At 36.7% G+C, this 16765-nt stretch carries 14 protein-coding genes and 5 tRNA genes; 1 reads left to right on the top strand and 18 read right to left on the bottom strand.

All coding sequences use genetic code 11. The features are described from left to right. The coding region (locus BD809_RS13185) for a type IX secretion system membrane protein PorP/SprF (RefSeq protein WP_148783456.1) at positions 1–155 on the bottom strand (155 nt) is incomplete at its 3' end. A 294-nt stretch (positions 156–449) separates the two neighbouring features. On the opposite strand from BD809_RS13185, the gene BD809_RS13190 reads away from it, so the two are divergent. Further along, positions 450–2039, top strand: coding sequence for a peptide chain release factor 3 (locus BD809_RS13190; RefSeq protein WP_148783457.1), 1590 nt, complete (start codon positions 450–452; stop codon positions 2037–2039). A 33-nt stretch (positions 2040–2072) separates the two neighbouring features. Here the strand turns inward: BD809_RS13190 and BD809_RS13195 are convergent, their stop codons facing one another. The 17 genes from BD809_RS13195 to hpf all read right to left on the bottom strand — a co-directional run bounded on the left by BD809_RS13195 (position 2073) and on the right by hpf (position 16720). Beyond that, entirely contained in the window at positions 2073–2378 is a 306-nt protein-coding gene (locus tag BD809_RS13195; protein WP_148783458.1) for a DUF962 domain-containing protein, read from the bottom strand. A gap of 131 nt (positions 2379–2509) precedes the next feature. After that, positions 2510–2824, bottom strand: coding sequence for a DUF3467 domain-containing protein (locus tag BD809_RS13200; protein WP_148783459.1), 315 nt, complete (start codon positions 2822–2824; stop codon positions 2510–2512). A 61-nt stretch (positions 2825–2885) separates the two neighbouring features. Next, the gene (rpoC, locus tag BD809_RS13205) at positions 2886–7187 is read right to left on the bottom strand and encodes a DNA-directed RNA polymerase subunit beta' (RefSeq protein ID WP_148783460.1); all 4302 of its coding nucleotides are present in this window, start codon (positions 7185–7187) and stop codon (positions 2886–2888) included. A 103-nt stretch (positions 7188–7290) separates the two neighbouring features. Beyond that, positions 7291–11100, bottom strand: a complete 3810-nt coding sequence (gene rpoB / locus BD809_RS13210; RefSeq protein WP_148783461.1) for a DNA-directed RNA polymerase subunit beta — start codon at positions 11098–11100, stop codon at positions 7291–7293. Between the two features lie 134 nt (positions 11101–11234). Then, the gene (rplL, locus tag BD809_RS13215) at positions 11235–11609 is read right to left on the bottom strand and encodes a 50S ribosomal protein L7/L12 (RefSeq protein ID WP_148783462.1); all 375 of its coding nucleotides are present in this window, start codon (positions 11607–11609) and stop codon (positions 11235–11237) included. A gap of 69 nt (positions 11610–11678) precedes the next feature. Beyond that, a complete protein-coding gene (gene rplJ / locus BD809_RS13220; RefSeq protein ID WP_148783463.1) occupies positions 11679–12200 on the bottom strand; it encodes a 50S ribosomal protein L10 in 522 nt (173 codons plus the stop codon). Between the two features lie 15 nt (positions 12201–12215). Next, positions 12216–12911: a 50S ribosomal protein L1 gene (gene rplA, locus BD809_RS13225; RefSeq protein WP_148783464.1), complete on the bottom strand. Its 696-nt coding sequence runs from the start codon at positions 12909–12911 to the stop codon at positions 12216–12218. A gap of 19 nt (positions 12912–12930) precedes the next feature. Continuing rightward, the gene (gene rplK, locus BD809_RS13230) at positions 12931–13368 is read right to left on the bottom strand and encodes a 50S ribosomal protein L11 (RefSeq protein WP_148783465.1); all 438 of its coding nucleotides are present in this window, start codon (positions 13366–13368) and stop codon (positions 12931–12933) included. Positions 13369–13442: 74 nt separating this feature from the next. Then, positions 13443–13997, bottom strand: coding sequence for a transcription termination/antitermination protein NusG (gene nusG / locus BD809_RS13235; protein WP_148783466.1), 555 nt, complete (start codon positions 13995–13997; stop codon positions 13443–13445). A gap of 11 nt (positions 13998–14008) precedes the next feature. Continuing rightward, positions 14009–14206, bottom strand: a complete 198-nt coding sequence (gene secE / locus BD809_RS13240; protein WP_148783467.1) for a preprotein translocase subunit SecE — start codon at positions 14204–14206, stop codon at positions 14009–14011. A gap of 107 nt (positions 14207–14313) precedes the next feature. Next, positions 14314–14386, bottom strand: a tRNA-Trp gene (locus BD809_RS13245). A gap of 60 nt (positions 14387–14446) precedes the next feature. Next, positions 14447–15634 (bottom strand): elongation factor Tu, encoded by a 1188-nt coding sequence (gene tuf, locus BD809_RS13250; protein ID WP_148783468.1) that lies wholly within the window; start codon positions 15632–15634, stop codon positions 14447–14449. A gap of 58 nt (positions 15635–15692) precedes the next feature. Then, positions 15693–15764: transfer RNA gene (locus BD809_RS13255), tRNA-Thr, on the bottom strand. Positions 15765–15889: 125 nt separating this feature from the next. Further along, positions 15890–15962: transfer RNA gene (locus BD809_RS13260), tRNA-Gly, on the bottom strand. An 81-nt stretch (positions 15963–16043) separates the two neighbouring features. Further along, positions 16044–16125, bottom strand: a tRNA-Tyr gene (locus BD809_RS13265). A 116-nt stretch (positions 16126–16241) separates the two neighbouring features. Then, positions 16242–16315, bottom strand: a tRNA-Thr gene (locus BD809_RS13270). Positions 16316–16417: 102 nt separating this feature from the next. Continuing rightward, positions 16418–16720 carry a ribosome hibernation-promoting factor, HPF/YfiA family gene (gene hpf, locus BD809_RS13275; protein ID WP_148783469.1) on the bottom strand — a complete coding sequence of 101 codons (303 nt, stop codon included), beginning with the start codon at positions 16718–16720 and terminating at the stop codon, positions 16418–16420. Positions 16721–16765 lie beyond the last annotated feature (45 nt).

Genomic DNA, 16765 nt, shown 5'->3' on the forward strand with positions numbered 1-16765 from the left:
CCGGTAATACTCATAACTCCGCGGCTTCCTGCATAAGCCGGGTTTACAATTATAGTATTATACATATATTGAGTGTACTGGGCATCTTGCTGAGCAGTGACCAAAGTTGTAAAGAATAGTGACGAAAGTAGTGCAAAAGTTAATTTAAAATTCATAAGTTCTAATTTAGATTTTGGGTAAAATCATGATAAACTGTAAAGTTCGTTTTCAACTAAAAGACACAATTTTTTAATAAAGATATAGAATTACGGTAAAACCGTAAAAACTGTAACTTTACACAAATAAAGAAAAAAAAATTAGAACCTTACTGTTTAATTTGCAATATGTTACCTATAATTTAAAAATTGCAACACATAAAAACCTATTAAATCATCATAGTATATCTGTAGCAAAACCTACGTGATTTATCTTATTTAGCAGTATATTTGCCGCTCTTTACAAAGCATAACATGAAGTTTACAGACGAAATACGCAGAAGAAGAACATTTGGTATTATTTCTCACCCGGATGCCGGAAAAACTACCCTTACCGAAAAACTTTTACTTTTTGGTGGTGCTATTCAAGAAGCTGGTGCGGTTAAATCGAATAAAATTAAGAAAGGTGCTACCAGTGACTTTATGGAAATTGAGCGTCAACGTGGAATATCTGTAGCTACATCGGTCTTGGCTTTTGAATACCAAGGAACAAAAATAAATATTTTAGACACACCGGGTCATAAAGATTTTGCCGAAGATACATTTCGTACCTTAACTGCTGTAGACAGTGTTATTGTGGTAATTGATGTTGCCAAAGGGGTGGAAGAACAAACGGAGAAATTGGTGTCCGTGTGTCGCATGCGAAACATTCCGATGATTGTTTTTATAAACAAACTAGACCGGGAAGGAAAAGATGCTTTCGAATTGCTAGATGAAATTGAACAAAAACTTGGTCTCAAAGTGGTTCCCTTAAGCTTTCCTATCGGTATGGGATATGACTTTAAAGGCATATATAACATATGGGAAAAGAATATCAACCTTTTTAGTGGAGATAGCAGAAAAAATATCGAAGAGACTATCGAGATTTCGGATTTGTCTTCCCAACAACTGAATGAAACCATAGGTGATTCAGCGGCAGATACTTTGCGTGAAGAATTAGAATTGGTAGAAGGTATTTATCCGGATTTTGACAATCAAGCGTATAAGGAAGGAAAACTACAACCGGTATTTTTTGGATCTGCTTTAAACAACTTTGGAGTACGGGAATTACTTGATTGCTTTATCCAAATTGCACCTACACCGCGTCCAAAGGAAAGCGAGGAGCGTCTGGTTGAGCCAACTGAAAAGGATTTTACAGGATTTGTATTTAAAATACATGCAAACATGGATCCTAAGCACAGAGATCGCCTGGCATTTATAAAGATTGTTTCCGGTACTTTTGAACGTAATGTTCCCTACCTACATACTCGACATAAAAAGAAATTTAAATTTTCAAGCCCAAATGCATTTTTTGCAGAGAAAAAGGAAATTGTAGACATCTCATACCCGGGTGACATCGTAGGGCTGCATGACACCGGTAACTTTAAAATCGGTGATACATTAACAACAGGAGAATTATTACATTATCGTGGTATCCCTAGCTTTTCTCCAGAACATTTTAGATACATTAACAATGCTGACCCAATGAAATCTAAACAATTGGCAAAAGGGATTGACCAATTAATGGACGAAGGGGTGGCACAACTTTTTACATTAGAACTCAATGGCAGAAAAGTGATAGGAACCGTGGGTGCACTTCAATACGAAGTGATACAATACCGATTAGAGCATGAGTACGGTGCAAAATGTTCCTATGAAAATCTAAATGTTCATAAAGCATGTTGGGTCGATCCACGAGGATCTGACGAACAGGAATTCGCAGATTTCAAGCGTGTGAAAAATAAATTCCTGGCTACAGATAAGCGAGGACAATTGGTGTTTCTGGCGGACTCTAGTTTTAGCCTACAAATGACTCAACAAAAATACCCTACGGTAAAATTTCATTTTACTTCAGAATTTGAGTAGGAGAGGTTGATGAGATTGCAGCTACTTTAGCTCTCAAAACCCTCTTTTACCAAAGAGAATCTCAAAAAATAATTTAAAATCCGACAGGAGGCTCCAAAGCGGATATTTGAACGTGGCCGGTTTGTTTTTTTCAAAAAACGCATGCCCGACCCAAGCAAAACCGTACCCTACAACGGGCACTAAAAACCATTGCCATCCCCAGCGTTGCCATATAGCTATTGCTATAAGAATAAAAACGAGAAATGTACCTATAAAGTGAAGTATCCTGCTCGTTCTATTTTGATGCTCGGTCAGGTAAAAATTGTAGAATTCACTATAAGTTTTAATTCTTTTTGCCATGATTTTCCAAATATGTCATCAACTAAATTTACAAAAAAATTAAGTTGCTGCATTTGATTTCTTGCTTAAAAAATAAAACCCGAAAAGAAATAGTTTTCTTTTCGGGTTCAATATTATTTTAAATAGGCTTATTAAGCTTCGCCGGTAGGTCCAAAATTAAGTGGAATTGGTGGTTGCTCATAATCTTTGATCTCGCCGTGAGCAGTTTCAAAGCGTTGCACATTATCACTTAAAGCTTTCATCAAACGTTTGGCATGTTGCGGAGTTAAAATCACTCTACTCTTGACCTTACTCTTAGGTCTTCCAGGCATCACGTTGATAAAATCAATAACGAATTCTGAAACTGAATGATTGATAATAGCCAAGTTGCTATAGGTTCCATCAGCAATTGACTCATCCAATTCAATATTTAATTGATTTTGGTTTGGATTTTTTTTATCTGCCATATCTTAAAATTTTTCAAATAGGATATAAAAAGAAAGCCTGCCAAAAGGCAGGCTGTTCTGATTAATTATAATTTACTTCTTGTCGCTGTTCCATGCGGTCTTCAAATTCTTCTTTAGAACCAACAATTATACTCTCGTAGTCTCTCATACCTGTTCCTGCCGGGATTCTATGTCCAACAATCACATTTTCTTTAAGACCCTCTAAACTATCCACTTTACCGCTCACAGCAGCTTCGTTTAATACTTTTGTAGTTTCCTGGAAGGAAGCTGCAGAAATAAAGGATTTAGTTTGTAACGATGCTCTTGTTATACCTTGTAAGATAGGTGTAGCGGTTGCAGCTGTTACGTCTCTAGCTACTACTAAGTTTTTGTCTTCTCTTCTTAGGATTGAATTTTCATCACGTAAGTCTCTAGGAGAAATTATTTGTCCCGGTTTAAGGTTTTCACTATCCCCGGCATCTTCTACTACTTTCATTCCAAAAATAGCATCATTTTCTTCAATAAAGTCTGATTTATGAATCAATTGATTCTCTAAGAAAATCGTATCTCCCGGATCCTGAATTCTAACTTTACGCATCATTTGACGTACTACTACTTCAAAATGCTTATCGTTAATCTTCACCCCTTGTAAACGATATACTTCTTGTACTTCGTTTACCAGGTATTGCTGTACCGCAGATGGACCTTTAATTTTAAGAATATCCTCTGGAGTAGTTGAACCATCAGATAAAGCCATTCCTGCTCTTACATAATCATTTTCCTGTACAAGAATTTGATTAGAGAGTTTAACAAGATATTTCTTCACTTCACCAATTCTGGACTCAACAATAATCTCACGATTACCACGCTTAATTTTACCAAAAGAAACTACACCATCAATTTCACTAACAACCGCAGGATTCGATGGATTACGTGCTTCAAATAATTCTGTTACACGTGGTAGACCTCCTGTAATATCACCTGCTTTTGCAGATTTACGTGGAATCTTAACTAAGACTTTACCAATTCCAATTTTTTCATTATCATCGATCATAAGATGCGCTCCAACCGGTAAGTTGTACGAACGTAAAACTTCATCCGCTTTACCAATTACATGTAAAGTCGGAATCTTTTTCTTATCTCGAGATTCTGAAATAACTTTTTCCTGGAAACCTGTTTGTTCATCAATCTCTACCTGATAGGTAATTCCTTGCTCGATGTTCTCATACTTTACTTTACCAGCAAATTCTGAAATAATTACACCGTTATAAGGATCCCACTGACAGATAACATCATCTTTAGCAATCTTCTGACCGCTCTTGATAAATAGCTGCGAACCATAAGGTATTAAGTTATTACTTAAAACAATTTTAGTCTTTGGATCAATTACTTTCACTTCTGAAGTTCTTGAGATAACAACATCAATCTTATTACCTTCAGAATCTTCTCCTTTTACTGTTTTGAGTTCATCAATTTCGGCAATACCAGTGAATTTTGCCTTCAATTGATTTTCTTCAGAAATGTTACCTGCAATACCTCCCACGTGGAATGTACGTAGCGTAAGCTGTGTACCCGGTTCTCCAATAGATTGTGCTGCCACAACACCTACTGCTTCACCTCGTTGCACAGTCTTACCAGTCGCAAGATTACGACCGTAACATTTAACACAAATACCTTTTTTAGCTTCACATGTTAATGCCGAACGAACTTCGACAGCATCAATAGGAGATTCTTCAATAGTTCTTGCGATAGCATCAGTAATTTCGGCACCAGCCTCAACAAGTACTTCTTGCGTAAGTGGGTCAACTACATCAACTAATGCTGTTCTACCAGCGATACGAGCTTCTAAACGCTCAATAACTTCTTCATTCTTTTTAAGAGCGGTCACTTCAACTCCTCTTAGCGTATCACAATCTTCTTCATTTACAATTACATCTTGTGCTACATCCACCAAACGACGTGTCAAATACCCGGCATCTGCAGTTTTTAGAGCGGTATCTGCAAGACCCTTACGTGCACCGTGAGTCGAGATAAAGTATTCTAAAATTGAAAGTCCTTCTTTAAAGTTAGAAAGAATCGGGTTCTCAATAATTTCACCACCGACAGAGTTAGATTTTTTAGGCTTAGCCATCAAACCACGCATACCTGTCAACTGACGAATCTGCTCTTTTGACCCCCTTGCTCCAGAATCAAGCATCATATACACTGAGTTAAATCCTTGTTGATCTTCGCGTATACGTTTCATTGACAACTCAGTCAATTCGGCGTTTGTAGAAGTCCAAATATCAATTACCTGATTATAACGCTCGTTATTTGTAATAAGTCCCATGTTATAATTGGCAACAATATTATCAACCTGAGAATTTGCATCAGCAATCATCGTATGCTTTTCTGCTGGTATAATAATATCTCCTAAACTAAAAGATAATCCTCCTTTGAATGCGAAATAGTATCCAAGACGTTTAATCTCATCCAAAAATTCTGCGGTTTCAGGAACACTAGTTAAGTTAAGAATTTTACCGATGATATCACGTAATGACTTCTTCGTTAAAACCTCGTTGATAAATCCAGCCTTTGCCGGTACCTTTTCATTAAATAAAACTCTACCTGTAGATGTTTCAATTATTTGAGGTACTAATTCGCCAGCTTCGTTAAAATCAATAGTTCTGATCTTAATATTCGCATTGATATGTAATCTACCTTCGTTATAAGCGATGGTAACTTCTTCTGGAGAATAGAAAGTAAGATCTTCACCTTTTATTTCTAATTCTGGAGTCGATCTACGAGACTTTGTCATATAGTAAAGACCCAAGACCATATCTTGTGAAGGTACGGTTACCGGTGATCCGTTAGCAGGGTTAAGAATGTTATGTGATGCTAACATCAATAACTGAGATTCTAAAATTGCTTCTGGTCCTAGTGGTAAATGCACTGCCATCTGATCTCCATCAAAATCGGCGTTAAATGCTGTACACACTAATGGGTGTAACTGAATCGCTTTACCTTCGATAAGTTTTGGTTGAAAGGCTTGAATACCTAGACGGTGAAGTGTAGGCGCACGGTTTAATAATACCGGATGTCCTTTAAGAACGTTTTCAAGTATATCCCAAACAACTGGCTCTTTTCTATCTATAATCTTTTTGGCAGATTTTACAGTTTTTACAATCCCTCTTTCAATCAATTTTCTGATTACAAAAGGCTTGTAGAGTTCTGCTGCCATATTCTTTGGAAGACCACATTCGAATAATTTTAATTCTGGTCCAACAACAATAACTGAACGTGCTGAATAATCCACACGCTTACCAAGTAAGTTCTGACGGAAACGTCCTTGCTTACCTTTTAAAGAATCTGATAACGATTTTAACGGACGGTTAGAATCAGTTTTTACAGCAGATGCTTTACGTGTATTATCAAATAATGAATCTACAGATTCCTGTAGCATACGTTTTTCATTACGTAAAATTACTTCTGGAGCTTTGATTTCCATCAAACGCTTCAGACGATTGTTACGTATAATTACACGACGATATAAATCATTTAAATCTGATGTTGCAAAACGTCCACCATCAAGAGGAACTAAAGGACGCAATTCTGGTGGAATCACCGGAATAGCCTTTAAGATCATCCATTCCGGACGATTCTCACGGTTTTTGTTTGCATCGCGTAGCGCTTCAACAACTTGAAGTCTCTTTAAAGCTTCAGTCTTACGTTGTTTTGAAGTCTCATTATTAGCTTTATGTCTCAATTCATACGATAGGGCATCAAGATCAATCCTTTTCAAGATTTCGATCAGACATTCTGCACCCATCTTAGCGATGAACTTATTCGGATCTGAATCATCCAAGTACAAATTCTCTTGCGGAAGACTATCTAAGATATTTAAATATTCTTCTTCCGTAAGAAAGTCCATTTTTTGAACAGCTTCTCCTTCTTCATTTTTTGCAATACCTGGTTGGATCACTACGTAACGTTCGTAGTAAATAATCATATCCAACTTCTTAGACGGGAGTCCAAGTAAGTATCCTATTTTGTTTGGTAACGAGCGGAAATACCAGATATGCGCTACAGGCACAACTAAATTGATATGCCCTACACGATCTCTTCTTACTTTCTTTTCAGTTACTTCAACACCACAACGATCACAAACAATACCTTTGTAGCGAATTCTTTTATATTTCCCACAAGCACATTCAAAGTCCTTTACCGGACCAAAAATACGCTCACAGAACAAACCGTCACGTTCTGGTTTGTGTGTACGATAATTAATAGTTTCAGGCTTAAGTACTTCTCCCTTAGAGTTTGCTAATATTGACTCTGGAGAGGCCAAACCAATAGAGATTTTATTAAATCTCTTTACTGTATTCTTATCATTATTTCTTGCCATAATACATGGTTCCTTAAGAATTATTGTAATTTAAATTTGAATATCTACTGCTGATAGCTGTCATGCTTGGGTTGACCAAACATGACATGCTACAGACGCAGTATTATTCTTCTAATCTGATATCCAGACCCAGACCTTTTAATTCGTGCATTAACACGTTAAAAGATTCTGGTAATCCCGGTTCTGGCATTGGCTCTCCCTTAACTATACTTTCGTAAGTTTTAGCTCTTCCAATTACATCATCAGATTTTACCGTCAATATTTCACGTAAGGTTGCTGATGCTCCATAAGCCTCAAGCGCCCAAACTTCCATCTCTCCAAAACGCTGACCTCCAAATTGTGCTTTACCACCTAATGGTTGTTGCGTAATTAATGAGTAAGGTCCGATAGAACGAGCATGCATCTTATCATCTACCATGTGTCCTAACTTAAGCATGTAAATCACCCCTACTGTTGCAGGTTGATCAAAACGCTCACCACTACCACCATCATAAAGATATGAATGTCCAAATCTTGGAATTCCAGCTTCATCTGTAAATTCGTTAATTTGGTCAATAGAAGCTCCATCAAAAATAGGCGTTGCGAACTTTCTGTTCAATTTCTGACCAGCCCAACCAAGAACTGTTTCATAAATCTGACCAATGTTCATACGCGATGGTACCCCTAATGGATTCAATACAATATCTACCGGTGTTCCGTCTTCCAAAAATGGCATATCCTCTTCTCTTACGATACGTGCAACAATACCTTTGTTACCGTGACGTCCTGCCATCTTATCTCCTACCTTCAGTTTACGTTTTTTAGCGATATAAACTTTGGCAAGTTTAATAATTCCACTTGGTAATTCATCACCAACAGAAATTGTAAACTTCTCTCTTCTCAAGTTACCTTGAAGATCGTTTTGCTTAATTTTATAGTTGTGGATTAAGTCCGCTACTAAACTATTCAAGCTATCATCAGTTGTCCAAGTTCCTTTAGTAAGGTGTGCATAATCATCGACACTATTAAGCATCTTTTGTGTATACTTCTTACCTTTTGGCAATACTTCTTCACCAAGATCGTTAATAACTCCCTGAGAAGTTTTACCTCCAACGATGATAAATAACTTATCTACCAACTCTGATTTCAACAAGGCAAATTTAGCATCATACGCACGTTCTAAAGCTGAAATATCTTCTTTATCCTGTGAACGTTTACGCTTATCTTTTACTGCACGAGCAAATAATTTTTTATCAATAACTACCCCGTGTAATGATGGAGACGCTTTTAAAGAAGCATCTTTTACATCACCCGCTTTGTCACCAAAAATTGCGCGAAGTAATTTCTCTTCAGGTGTTGGATCACTTTCTCCCTTCGGAGTGATCTTACCAATAAGAATATCACCAGGTTTAACCTCGGCTCCAATACGAATCATACCATGTTCATCAAGGTCTTTGGTTGCCTCTTCTGAAACGTTTGGTATATCATTAGTTAATTCTTCGTTACCTAATTTGGTATCACGAACTTCTAAAGAATACTCGTCAATATGGATAGATGTAAAAATATCATCACGAACCACTTTTTCAGAAATTACGATCGCATCCTCAAAGTTATACCCTTTCCAAGGCATGAAGGCTACTTTCATATTTCGGCCTAAAGCAAGTTCTCCATTCTCGGTAGCATATCCCTGACAAAGTACCTGTCCACGATTAACACGATCTCCTACCTTAACGATAGGTTTCAGGTTAATACTTGTTCCTTGGTTTGTCTTACGGAATTTTATTAGGAAATATGTTTTAGAATCCGAATCAAAGCTAACCATACGCTCTTCGTCCGTTCTATCATATTTTATCGTAATTTTTTGAGCATCAACATACTCTACAACTCCATCTCCTTCAGCATTAATCAATACTCGAGAATCTGAAGCTACCTGACGCTCAAGACCGGTTCCTACAATTGGAGCATCTACTCTCAACAAGGGTACTGCTTGACGCATCATGTTAGATCCCATCAATGCACGGTTGGCATCATCATGTTCCAAGAAAGGAATTAATGAAGCCGAGATCGAAGCAATCTGATTAGGCGCTACATCGGCATAATTGACATTTGTTGGATCAATTACAGGGAAATCCCCTTCCATTCGAGCAATAACTTTATCTGCCTCTATGGTTCCATCCTCTTTTAGAGGAATGTTAGCTTGTGCAATTAATTTCTCTTCTTCTTCCTCTGCACTTAGATATCTGAATTCACTTAAATCTACTTTACCGTTTTCAACTTTACGGTAAGGAGTTTCTAAGAATCCCATTGAATTCACTTTAGCAAACACTGAAAGTGATGAGATCAGTCCAATATTTGGTCCTTCCGGAGTTTCAATAGGACACAAACGTCCGTAATGCGTATAATGCACATCTCGAACCTCAAACCCTGCACGTTCACGTGATAATCCACCTGGTCCTAATGCAGAAAGTCTTCGCTTATGCGTAATTTCTGCCAAAGGATTAGTTTGATCCATGAACTGTGATAATTGATTCGTTCCAAAAAACGAATTAATTACAGATGATAAGGTTTTAGCATTAATAAGGTCAATCGGTGTAAACACTTCATTATCTCTAACATTCATACGTTCACGAATAGTTCGTGCCATACGTGCTAAACCTACACCAAATTGCTGTGACAACTGCTCACCTACAGTTCTAACACGACGGTTAGATAAGTGATCAATATCATCTATCTCAGCTTTAGAATTTATTAATTCTATTAAGTACTTTATGATAGTAATAATATCCTCCTTGGTAAGCACTTGCTTATCCATTGCGATATCAAGACCTAACTTCTTATTCATTCTGTAACGACCTACCTCTCCCAGGTTGTATCGTTGGTCAGAAAAGAACAACTTATCGATTATACCACGTGCTGTTTCCTCATCAGGCGGTTCTGCATTACGTAATTGACGATAAATATGTTCTACCGCTTCTTTTTCAGAATTGGTTGGGTCTTTTTGAAGTGTATTATGAATAATAGCATAATCACCTTTTTGATTATCTTCTTTATGAAGCAAAATAGTTTTTGCGCCAGATTCAATAATCTCTTCAAGATGGTCTTTATCAAGAATAGTATCTCTATCAAGCACAATTTCATTACGCTCAATAGATACTACTTCTCCTGTATCTTCATCTACAAAATCTTCATGCCACGTATTTAATACACGTGCTGCTAATTTACGACCTAAAACTTTTTTAAGTCCAGATTTTGAAACCTTTACTTCTTCAGCGAGGTCAAAAATCTCTAAAATATCTTTATCACGCTCAAATCCGATAGCACGGAAAAGTGTCGTAACAGGTAATTTTTTCTTTCTATCAATATAAGCGTACATAACGCTATTGATATCGGTAGCAAATTCTATCCAAGATCCCTTAAATGGAATTACTCTGGCAGAATATAATTTTGTACCGTTAGCGTGGAATGATTGTCCAAAGAATACACCAGGAGATCGGTGTAATTGAGAAACCACAACACGTTCTGCTCCATTGATACAAAAAGTACCACTTGGAGTCATGTAAGGAATTGTACCTAAATATACGTCCTGCACAATTGTTTCAAAATCCTCATGCTCGGGGTCGGTACAGAATAATTTAAGCCGTGCCTTTAAAGGTACGCTATAGGTAAGACCTCTTTCAATACACTCCTGAAGATCATATCTTGGAGGATCAACGAAATAATCTAAAAACTCTAGTACAAATTGATTACGGGTGTCCGTAATTGGAAAATTTTCCATGAAGGTATTGTATAGACCTTCGTTTCCTCTTTCTTCAGACTTTGTTTCTAATTGAAAGAAATCCTGAAAGGATTTGATCTGAATATCCAAAAAATCTGGATAATCAGGTCTATTCTTTACAGAAGAGAAATTCAATCTTTCAGTTTGCGTTGCTAACATCAATGGACGGAATTTTAATTAAATTTGTTTAAAACGGATACGTATTTTAGCACTTAATACTTATATACGCAAAATGGTTTAGACCTTAGAGAGAACTCTCCAGGTCTAAACCTATATGTCACTATTAGTTAAGCTTACTTAAGCTCAACCTCTGCTCCAGCCTCTTCTAATTGAGCTTTAAGAGCTTCTGCTTCGTCTTTTGCAATTCCTTCTTTAACAGGCTTTGGAGCACCGTCAACTAATTCTTTTGCGTCTTTAAGACCAAGACCTGTAAGTTCTTTAACAAGTTTTACAACTGCTAATTTAGATCCACCTGCAGCTTTAAGGATTACGTCAAATTCTGACTTTTCCTCTTCAGCTTCACCAGCAGCACCTCCACCAGCAGCTACAGCTACAGCAGCAGCAGCAGGCTCGATACCATACTCATCTTTTAATATATCAGCTAATTCATTAACTTCTTTTACTGTTAAGTTTACTAACTGTTCTGCGAATTCTTTTAAATCTGCCATTTTCTATCGTTTTAAATAATAATTTTAATTGAAATATAATTTGTTAAAAAGTGCGTACACATTTAAGTGTTATCCTTCTTTTTCGGATAACGTTTTAAGGATACCTGCAATCTTACCGCCACTTGACTTTAATGCAGAAACCACATTCTTAGCCGGTGATTGTAATAAACCGATAATATCTCCAATAACTTCCTCTTTAGATTTGATGTTAACCAAGGCATCAAGGTATTCATCTCCTACAAAGATTGCTTCTTCAACAAATGCACCTTTTAATAAAGGCTTCTCAGATTTCTTACGAAATTCTTTGATTACCTTCGCAGGAGCATTTCCTGTTTCAGAAAACATAATTGAAGTGTTTCCTTTTAATACGTTTGGTAACTCACCAAACTCTTTATCAGATTTCTCCATTGCTTTTGCAAGGAGTGTATTTTTCACTACACTTAGTGAAACATTAGCTTTATAACAAGCTCTACGTAAATTTGAAGTCGCACCTGCATTCAGACCTGAAATATCAGCTAAATAAATATTAGTGTTTTCAGCTAACTGAGCAGTTAAGTCTTCAATTACTTGTGATTTTTCTTCTCTAGTCATAATCGTTTATCTTAATTACCCAGCAAAATTCTTAGAATCTATCTGTACACCAGGACTCATAGTAGAAGACATATAAATTGACTTTATATAAATTCCCTTAGCTGCCTGTGGCTTTAATTTTACTAGTGTTGTTAATAATTCTTTTGCGTTGTCTTCAATCTTTTTAGCATCGAATGATGATTTACCAACTGAAGCGTGAACGATACCAGTTTTATCAACTTTAAAATCAATCTTACCAGCTTTAACATCAGATACTGCTTTAGCAACATCCATAGTTACCGTACCAGTCTTTGGGTTTGGCATAAGACCACGAGGTCCTAATACACGTCCTAAAGGACCTAATTTACCCATAACACTTGGCATGGTAATAATCACGTCAACATCAGTCCAACCACCTTTAATTTTATCAAGATACTCATCAAGACCAACAAAATCTGCACCCGCTTCTTTTGCTTCGGCTTCTTTATCCGGAGTAACAAGCGCTAACACCTTCACATCTTTACCTGTACCATGTGGTAATGTAACAACACCACGAACCATTTGATTCGCTTTACGAGGATCAACATTTAAACGAACAGCTAAATCTACTGATGCATCAAAATTAACCGTAGAAATTTCTTTGATTAAGCTAGATGCGTCTGATAAGCTATATGCTTTATTAGTTTCAACTTTTGAACGAGCTTCTTTTTGCTTTTTAGTCACTTTTGCCATTTTATAAACGTTTTAAGGATTAAAAAGGAGCTTGCCCCTTTACAGTTACACCCATTGAACGAGCGGTACCAGCAACCATTTTCATGGCAGACTCGATAGTAAATGCATTCAAATCCTGCATTTTATCTTCTGCTATAGTACGTACTTGATCCCAAGATACACTAGCTACTTTCTTTCTATTTGGTTCTCCAGAACCCTTTTTTGTTTTTGCTGCTTCCAATATTTGAACTGCTGCTGGTGGAGTTTTAATGATAAAATCAAAAGACTTATCTTTAAAAACAGTAATAACAACCGGTAACACTTTACCAGCTTTATCCTGTGTTCTACCATTGAATTGCTTACAGAATTCCATGATATTTACTCCGGCAGCACCTAAAGCAGGTCCAACTGGTGGAGACGGGTTTGCCGCTCCCCCACGAACTTGTAATTTTACAACCTTACTTACTTCTTTAGCCATTTCTCTAATTTTAGATTAGAATTGTTCTATAATTTGGAAGCAAAAGAACAACTCTGAATATAATGTAACAATTACTAAACTTTTTCAACTTGCATATAGCTCAATTCTAATGGCGTTTTTCTTCCGAAAATTTTCACCATTACCTCAAGCTTACGCTTCTCTTCATTAACTTTTTCAACTGTCCCGTTAAAACCATTAAAAGGGCCATCGATTACTTTGACAGTTTCTCCTATAGTATAAGGAATCGCAACATTATCCGTTTTCACAGATAATTCATCAACCTTACCTAACATTCTATTGATTTCGGATTTTCTTAACGGCACTGGATCTCCGCCTTTAACCTCACCCAGAAAACCAATAACACCATTAATAGATTTAATGATGTGAGGTATTTCTCCAGAAAGATTTGCTTCGATCATAACATACCCAGGAAAATAAACTCTTTCTTTGTTTATTTTCTTCCCGTTACGAATTTGGATTACTTTTTCTGTAGGTACAAGAATTTGAGAAACAAAATCTTCTAAGCCCATATGAGCAATTTCACGCTCTATATAATCTTTTACTTTGTTCTCCTGACCACTAACAGCCCTAACAACATACCACTTTTTTGTATTATTAACTTCTGCCATTTTCTCCATCATTATGATTTAACCAAGGCAAAATAATACTCTACCATGTTGCTAAAAACAGTATCCACTCCCCATATTGCTAATGAAAAAAGCACCGAGAAAACGATGACTATCAATGTAAGACGTTGCGCTTCTGCCCAAGGCGTCCAGGTTACATGATTTTTTAATTCATTATATGATTCTGTAATATAGTTTGCTAATCCAGCCATCTTTATACACTGTTTAAATGATAATAAGAATCAGAACAAAATCATCAGACTTAATATCATTATAAGATTGATATTTGTTAATTGCCTTGTAAAGCAATTTATTAATGCACGGGTTGAGAGACTCGAACTCCCGACACCTGGTTTTGGAGACCAGTGCTCTACCAACTGAGCTAAACCCGTAAACATAAGTCAAGGTATCTGCCTGAGCAGATACCTCTACTTATTATAAACTATATTGTATTAGTCTAGGATCTCAGTAACCTGACCTGCTCCAACTGTTCTACCACCTTCACGGATAGCAAAACGTAGACCTACGTTCATTGCAATAGTTTGAATCAACTCAACAGTAATAGTTAAGTTATCTCCAGGCATAACCATCTCAACTCCATCAGGAAGCGCAATGTTTCCAGTTACATCAGTAGTACGTACATAGAACTGAGGACGGTAGTTATTATGGAATGGCGTGTGACGTCCACCTTCTTCTTTCTTAAGGATATACACCTCAGCTTTGAATTTTTTGTGTGGAGTTACAGTTCCCGGCTTAACGATTACCATACCACGAGAGATTTGAGTTTTCTCAATACCTCTTAATAGGATACCAGCGTTATCTCCTGCTTCACCTCTATCAAGGATCTGACGGAACATTTCGATTCCAGTAATAGTAGAAGTTAATTTCTCAGCTCCCATACCGATGATCTCAACAGGATCTCCAGTGTTTGCAATACCAGTCTCAATACGACCAGTTGCAACTGTACCACGACCAGTAATCGAGAATACATCTTCTATAGGCATCAAGAATGGCTTATCAACATCACGCTCTGGCAATTCGATCCACTCATCAACAGAGTTCATCAATTCCATAACAGTATCAACCCACTTTTGCTCACCATTAAGTGCTCCAAGTGCAGAACCTGAAATTACAGGACCATTATCACCATCATACTCATAAAAAGAAAGAAGATCTCTTACTTCCATCTCAACAAGTTCTAATAATTCCTCATCATCAACCATATCCACTTTATTAAGGAATACAACGATTCTTGGAATACCTACCTGACGTCCTAATAGGATATGCTCACGAGTTTGTGGCATTGGACCATCTGTAGCAGCAACTACTAAGATCGCACCATCCATCTGAGCAGCACCAGTAACCATGTTCTTTACATAATCGGCGTGACCTGGACAGTCAACGTGTGCATAGTGACGATTAGCTGTTTGATACTCTACGTGAGATGTATTAATAGTAATACCTCTTTCTTTCTCTTCTGGTGCGTTATCGATAGTATCGAAACTTCTCGCTTCAGAAAGACCTGCATCTGCTAATACTTTAGTAATTGCAGCAGTTAAAGTTGTTTTACCGTGATCAACGTGTCCAATAGTACCAATATTTAAGTGCGGTTTGGAACGATCAAAAGTTTCCTTTGCCATAATTAATTTATTTTAATCTTAGTTATATATTAGTGTTCAATTTATGTTCTGAACTAAGAGCCAATGACGAGATTTGAACTCGTGACCTCTTCCTTACCAAGGAAACGCTCTACCCCTGAGCTACACCGGCTTTTTAAAGCGTACAACAATAAACCAGAACGCTTTCAAAATAATAAAGAAAGAAATCTGATTCATTAGCACTTTTATACTTTAAAAACCCATCTTACTTATATAAGATATGCCCTTTTATTTTAGAGCGGGAGACCGGGTTCGAACCGGCGACATTCAGCTTGGAAGGCTGACGCTCTACCAACTGAGCTACTCCCGCATTATTCTCAAAATACATTTGAGAAATCTACTTTAAAGATCTATCGTACCATGTAAATACAAAAGATATTTAATTTTTTTGTGGGGAGAGCAGGATTCGAACCTGCGAAGACGTAGTCAGCAGATTTACAGTCTGCCCTCGTTGGCCGCTTGAGTATCTCCCCAAATCATTATTTTAATGAACCTTGTAATTTTGAGATGGCAAAAGTAAACATTTTTTTGACAATTCAAAATATTTTAAAAAAGTTTAAAAAATTTTCAATATTTCAACTTTTTAAAGAGCCGATGGAGGGACTCGAACCCACGACCTGCTGATTACAAATCAGCTGCTCTAGCCAGCTGAGCTACATCGGCTTTTAACCACTTTTTTGGCATAAAAAAGCCCGCTATTTCTAACGGACTGCAAATGTATATAAATTATTCTTTTCTCAAAACATTTTTAGAGAAAAAAAATAATCAAATATGTGCTTTTAATTTTTCCTTTCGTCGTTGCAATTGTCTCTCCAGCGAACTAACACATTCATCCACACCTTCTTCGAATGTTTTATTGATCTTTTTTATCATAAACTCATCCCCCGGCACCGTCAATAAAATTTCTGTAACTTTATTTTCCTTTCCACTAGTGTTCATTACTTTTAGATATACATCGGCGTATATAATACGATTAAAATGGTGTTCTAGCTTATCTAATTTTGTTTGGGTAAATTGTATCAATTTTTCATCGACGTTGAAATTTACAGATTGCAAGTTTACTTTCATACGTAATCGGTATTAAAATGGTTGAACAAAAATTCATGTCAGTAA

Origin of the sequence: Aquimarina intermedia (assembly GCF_008124785.1) — a bacterium.
GTDB classification, from domain to species: domain Bacteria; phylum Bacteroidota; class Bacteroidia; order Flavobacteriales; family Flavobacteriaceae; genus Aquimarina; species Aquimarina intermedia.

What these genes read in the sequence shown, in the direction of transcription:
- BD809_RS13190 (WP_148783457.1), top strand. Translation starts at nt 450, where the DNA reads ATGAAGTTTACAGACGAAATACGCAGAAGAAGAACATTTGGTATTATT.
- BD809_RS13195 (WP_148783458.1), bottom strand. Translation starts at nt 2,378, where the DNA reads ATGGCAAAAAGAATTAAAACTTATAGTGAATTCTACAATTTTTACCTG.
- BD809_RS13200 (WP_148783459.1), bottom strand. Translation starts at nt 2,824, where the DNA reads ATGGCAGATAAAAAAAATCCAAACCAAAATCAATTAAATATTGAATTG.
- rpoC (WP_148783460.1), bottom strand. Translation starts at nt 7,187, where the DNA reads ATGGCAAGAAATAATGATAAGAATACAGTAAAGAGATTTAATAAAATC.
- rpoB (WP_148783461.1), bottom strand. Translation starts at nt 11,100, where the DNA reads ATGTTAGCAACGCAAACTGAAAGATTGAATTTCTCTTCTGTAAAGAAT.
- rplL (WP_148783462.1), bottom strand. Translation starts at nt 11,609, where the DNA reads ATGGCAGATTTAAAAGAATTCGCAGAACAGTTAGTAAACTTAACAGTA.
- rplJ (WP_148783463.1), bottom strand. Translation starts at nt 12,200, where the DNA reads ATGACTAGAGAAGAAAAATCACAAGTAATTGAAGACTTAACTGCTCAG.
- rplA (WP_148783464.1), bottom strand. Translation starts at nt 12,911, where the DNA reads ATGGCAAAAGTGACTAAAAAGCAAAAAGAAGCTCGTTCAAAAGTTGAA.
- rplK (WP_148783465.1), bottom strand. Translation starts at nt 13,368, where the DNA reads ATGGCTAAAGAAGTAAGTAAGGTTGTAAAATTACAAGTTCGTGGGGGA.
- nusG (WP_148783466.1), bottom strand. Translation starts at nt 13,997, where the DNA reads ATGGCAGAAGTTAATAATACAAAAAAGTGGTATGTTGTTAGGGCTGTT.
- secE (WP_148783467.1), bottom strand. Translation starts at nt 14,206, where the DNA reads ATGGCTGGATTAGCAAACTATATTACAGAATCATATAATGAATTAAAA.
- tuf (WP_148783468.1), bottom strand. Translation starts at nt 15,634, where the DNA reads ATGGCAAAGGAAACTTTTGATCGTTCCAAACCGCACTTAAATATTGGT.
- hpf (WP_148783469.1), bottom strand. Translation starts at nt 16,720, where the DNA reads ATGAAAGTAAACTTGCAATCTGTAAATTTCAACGTCGATGAAAAATTG.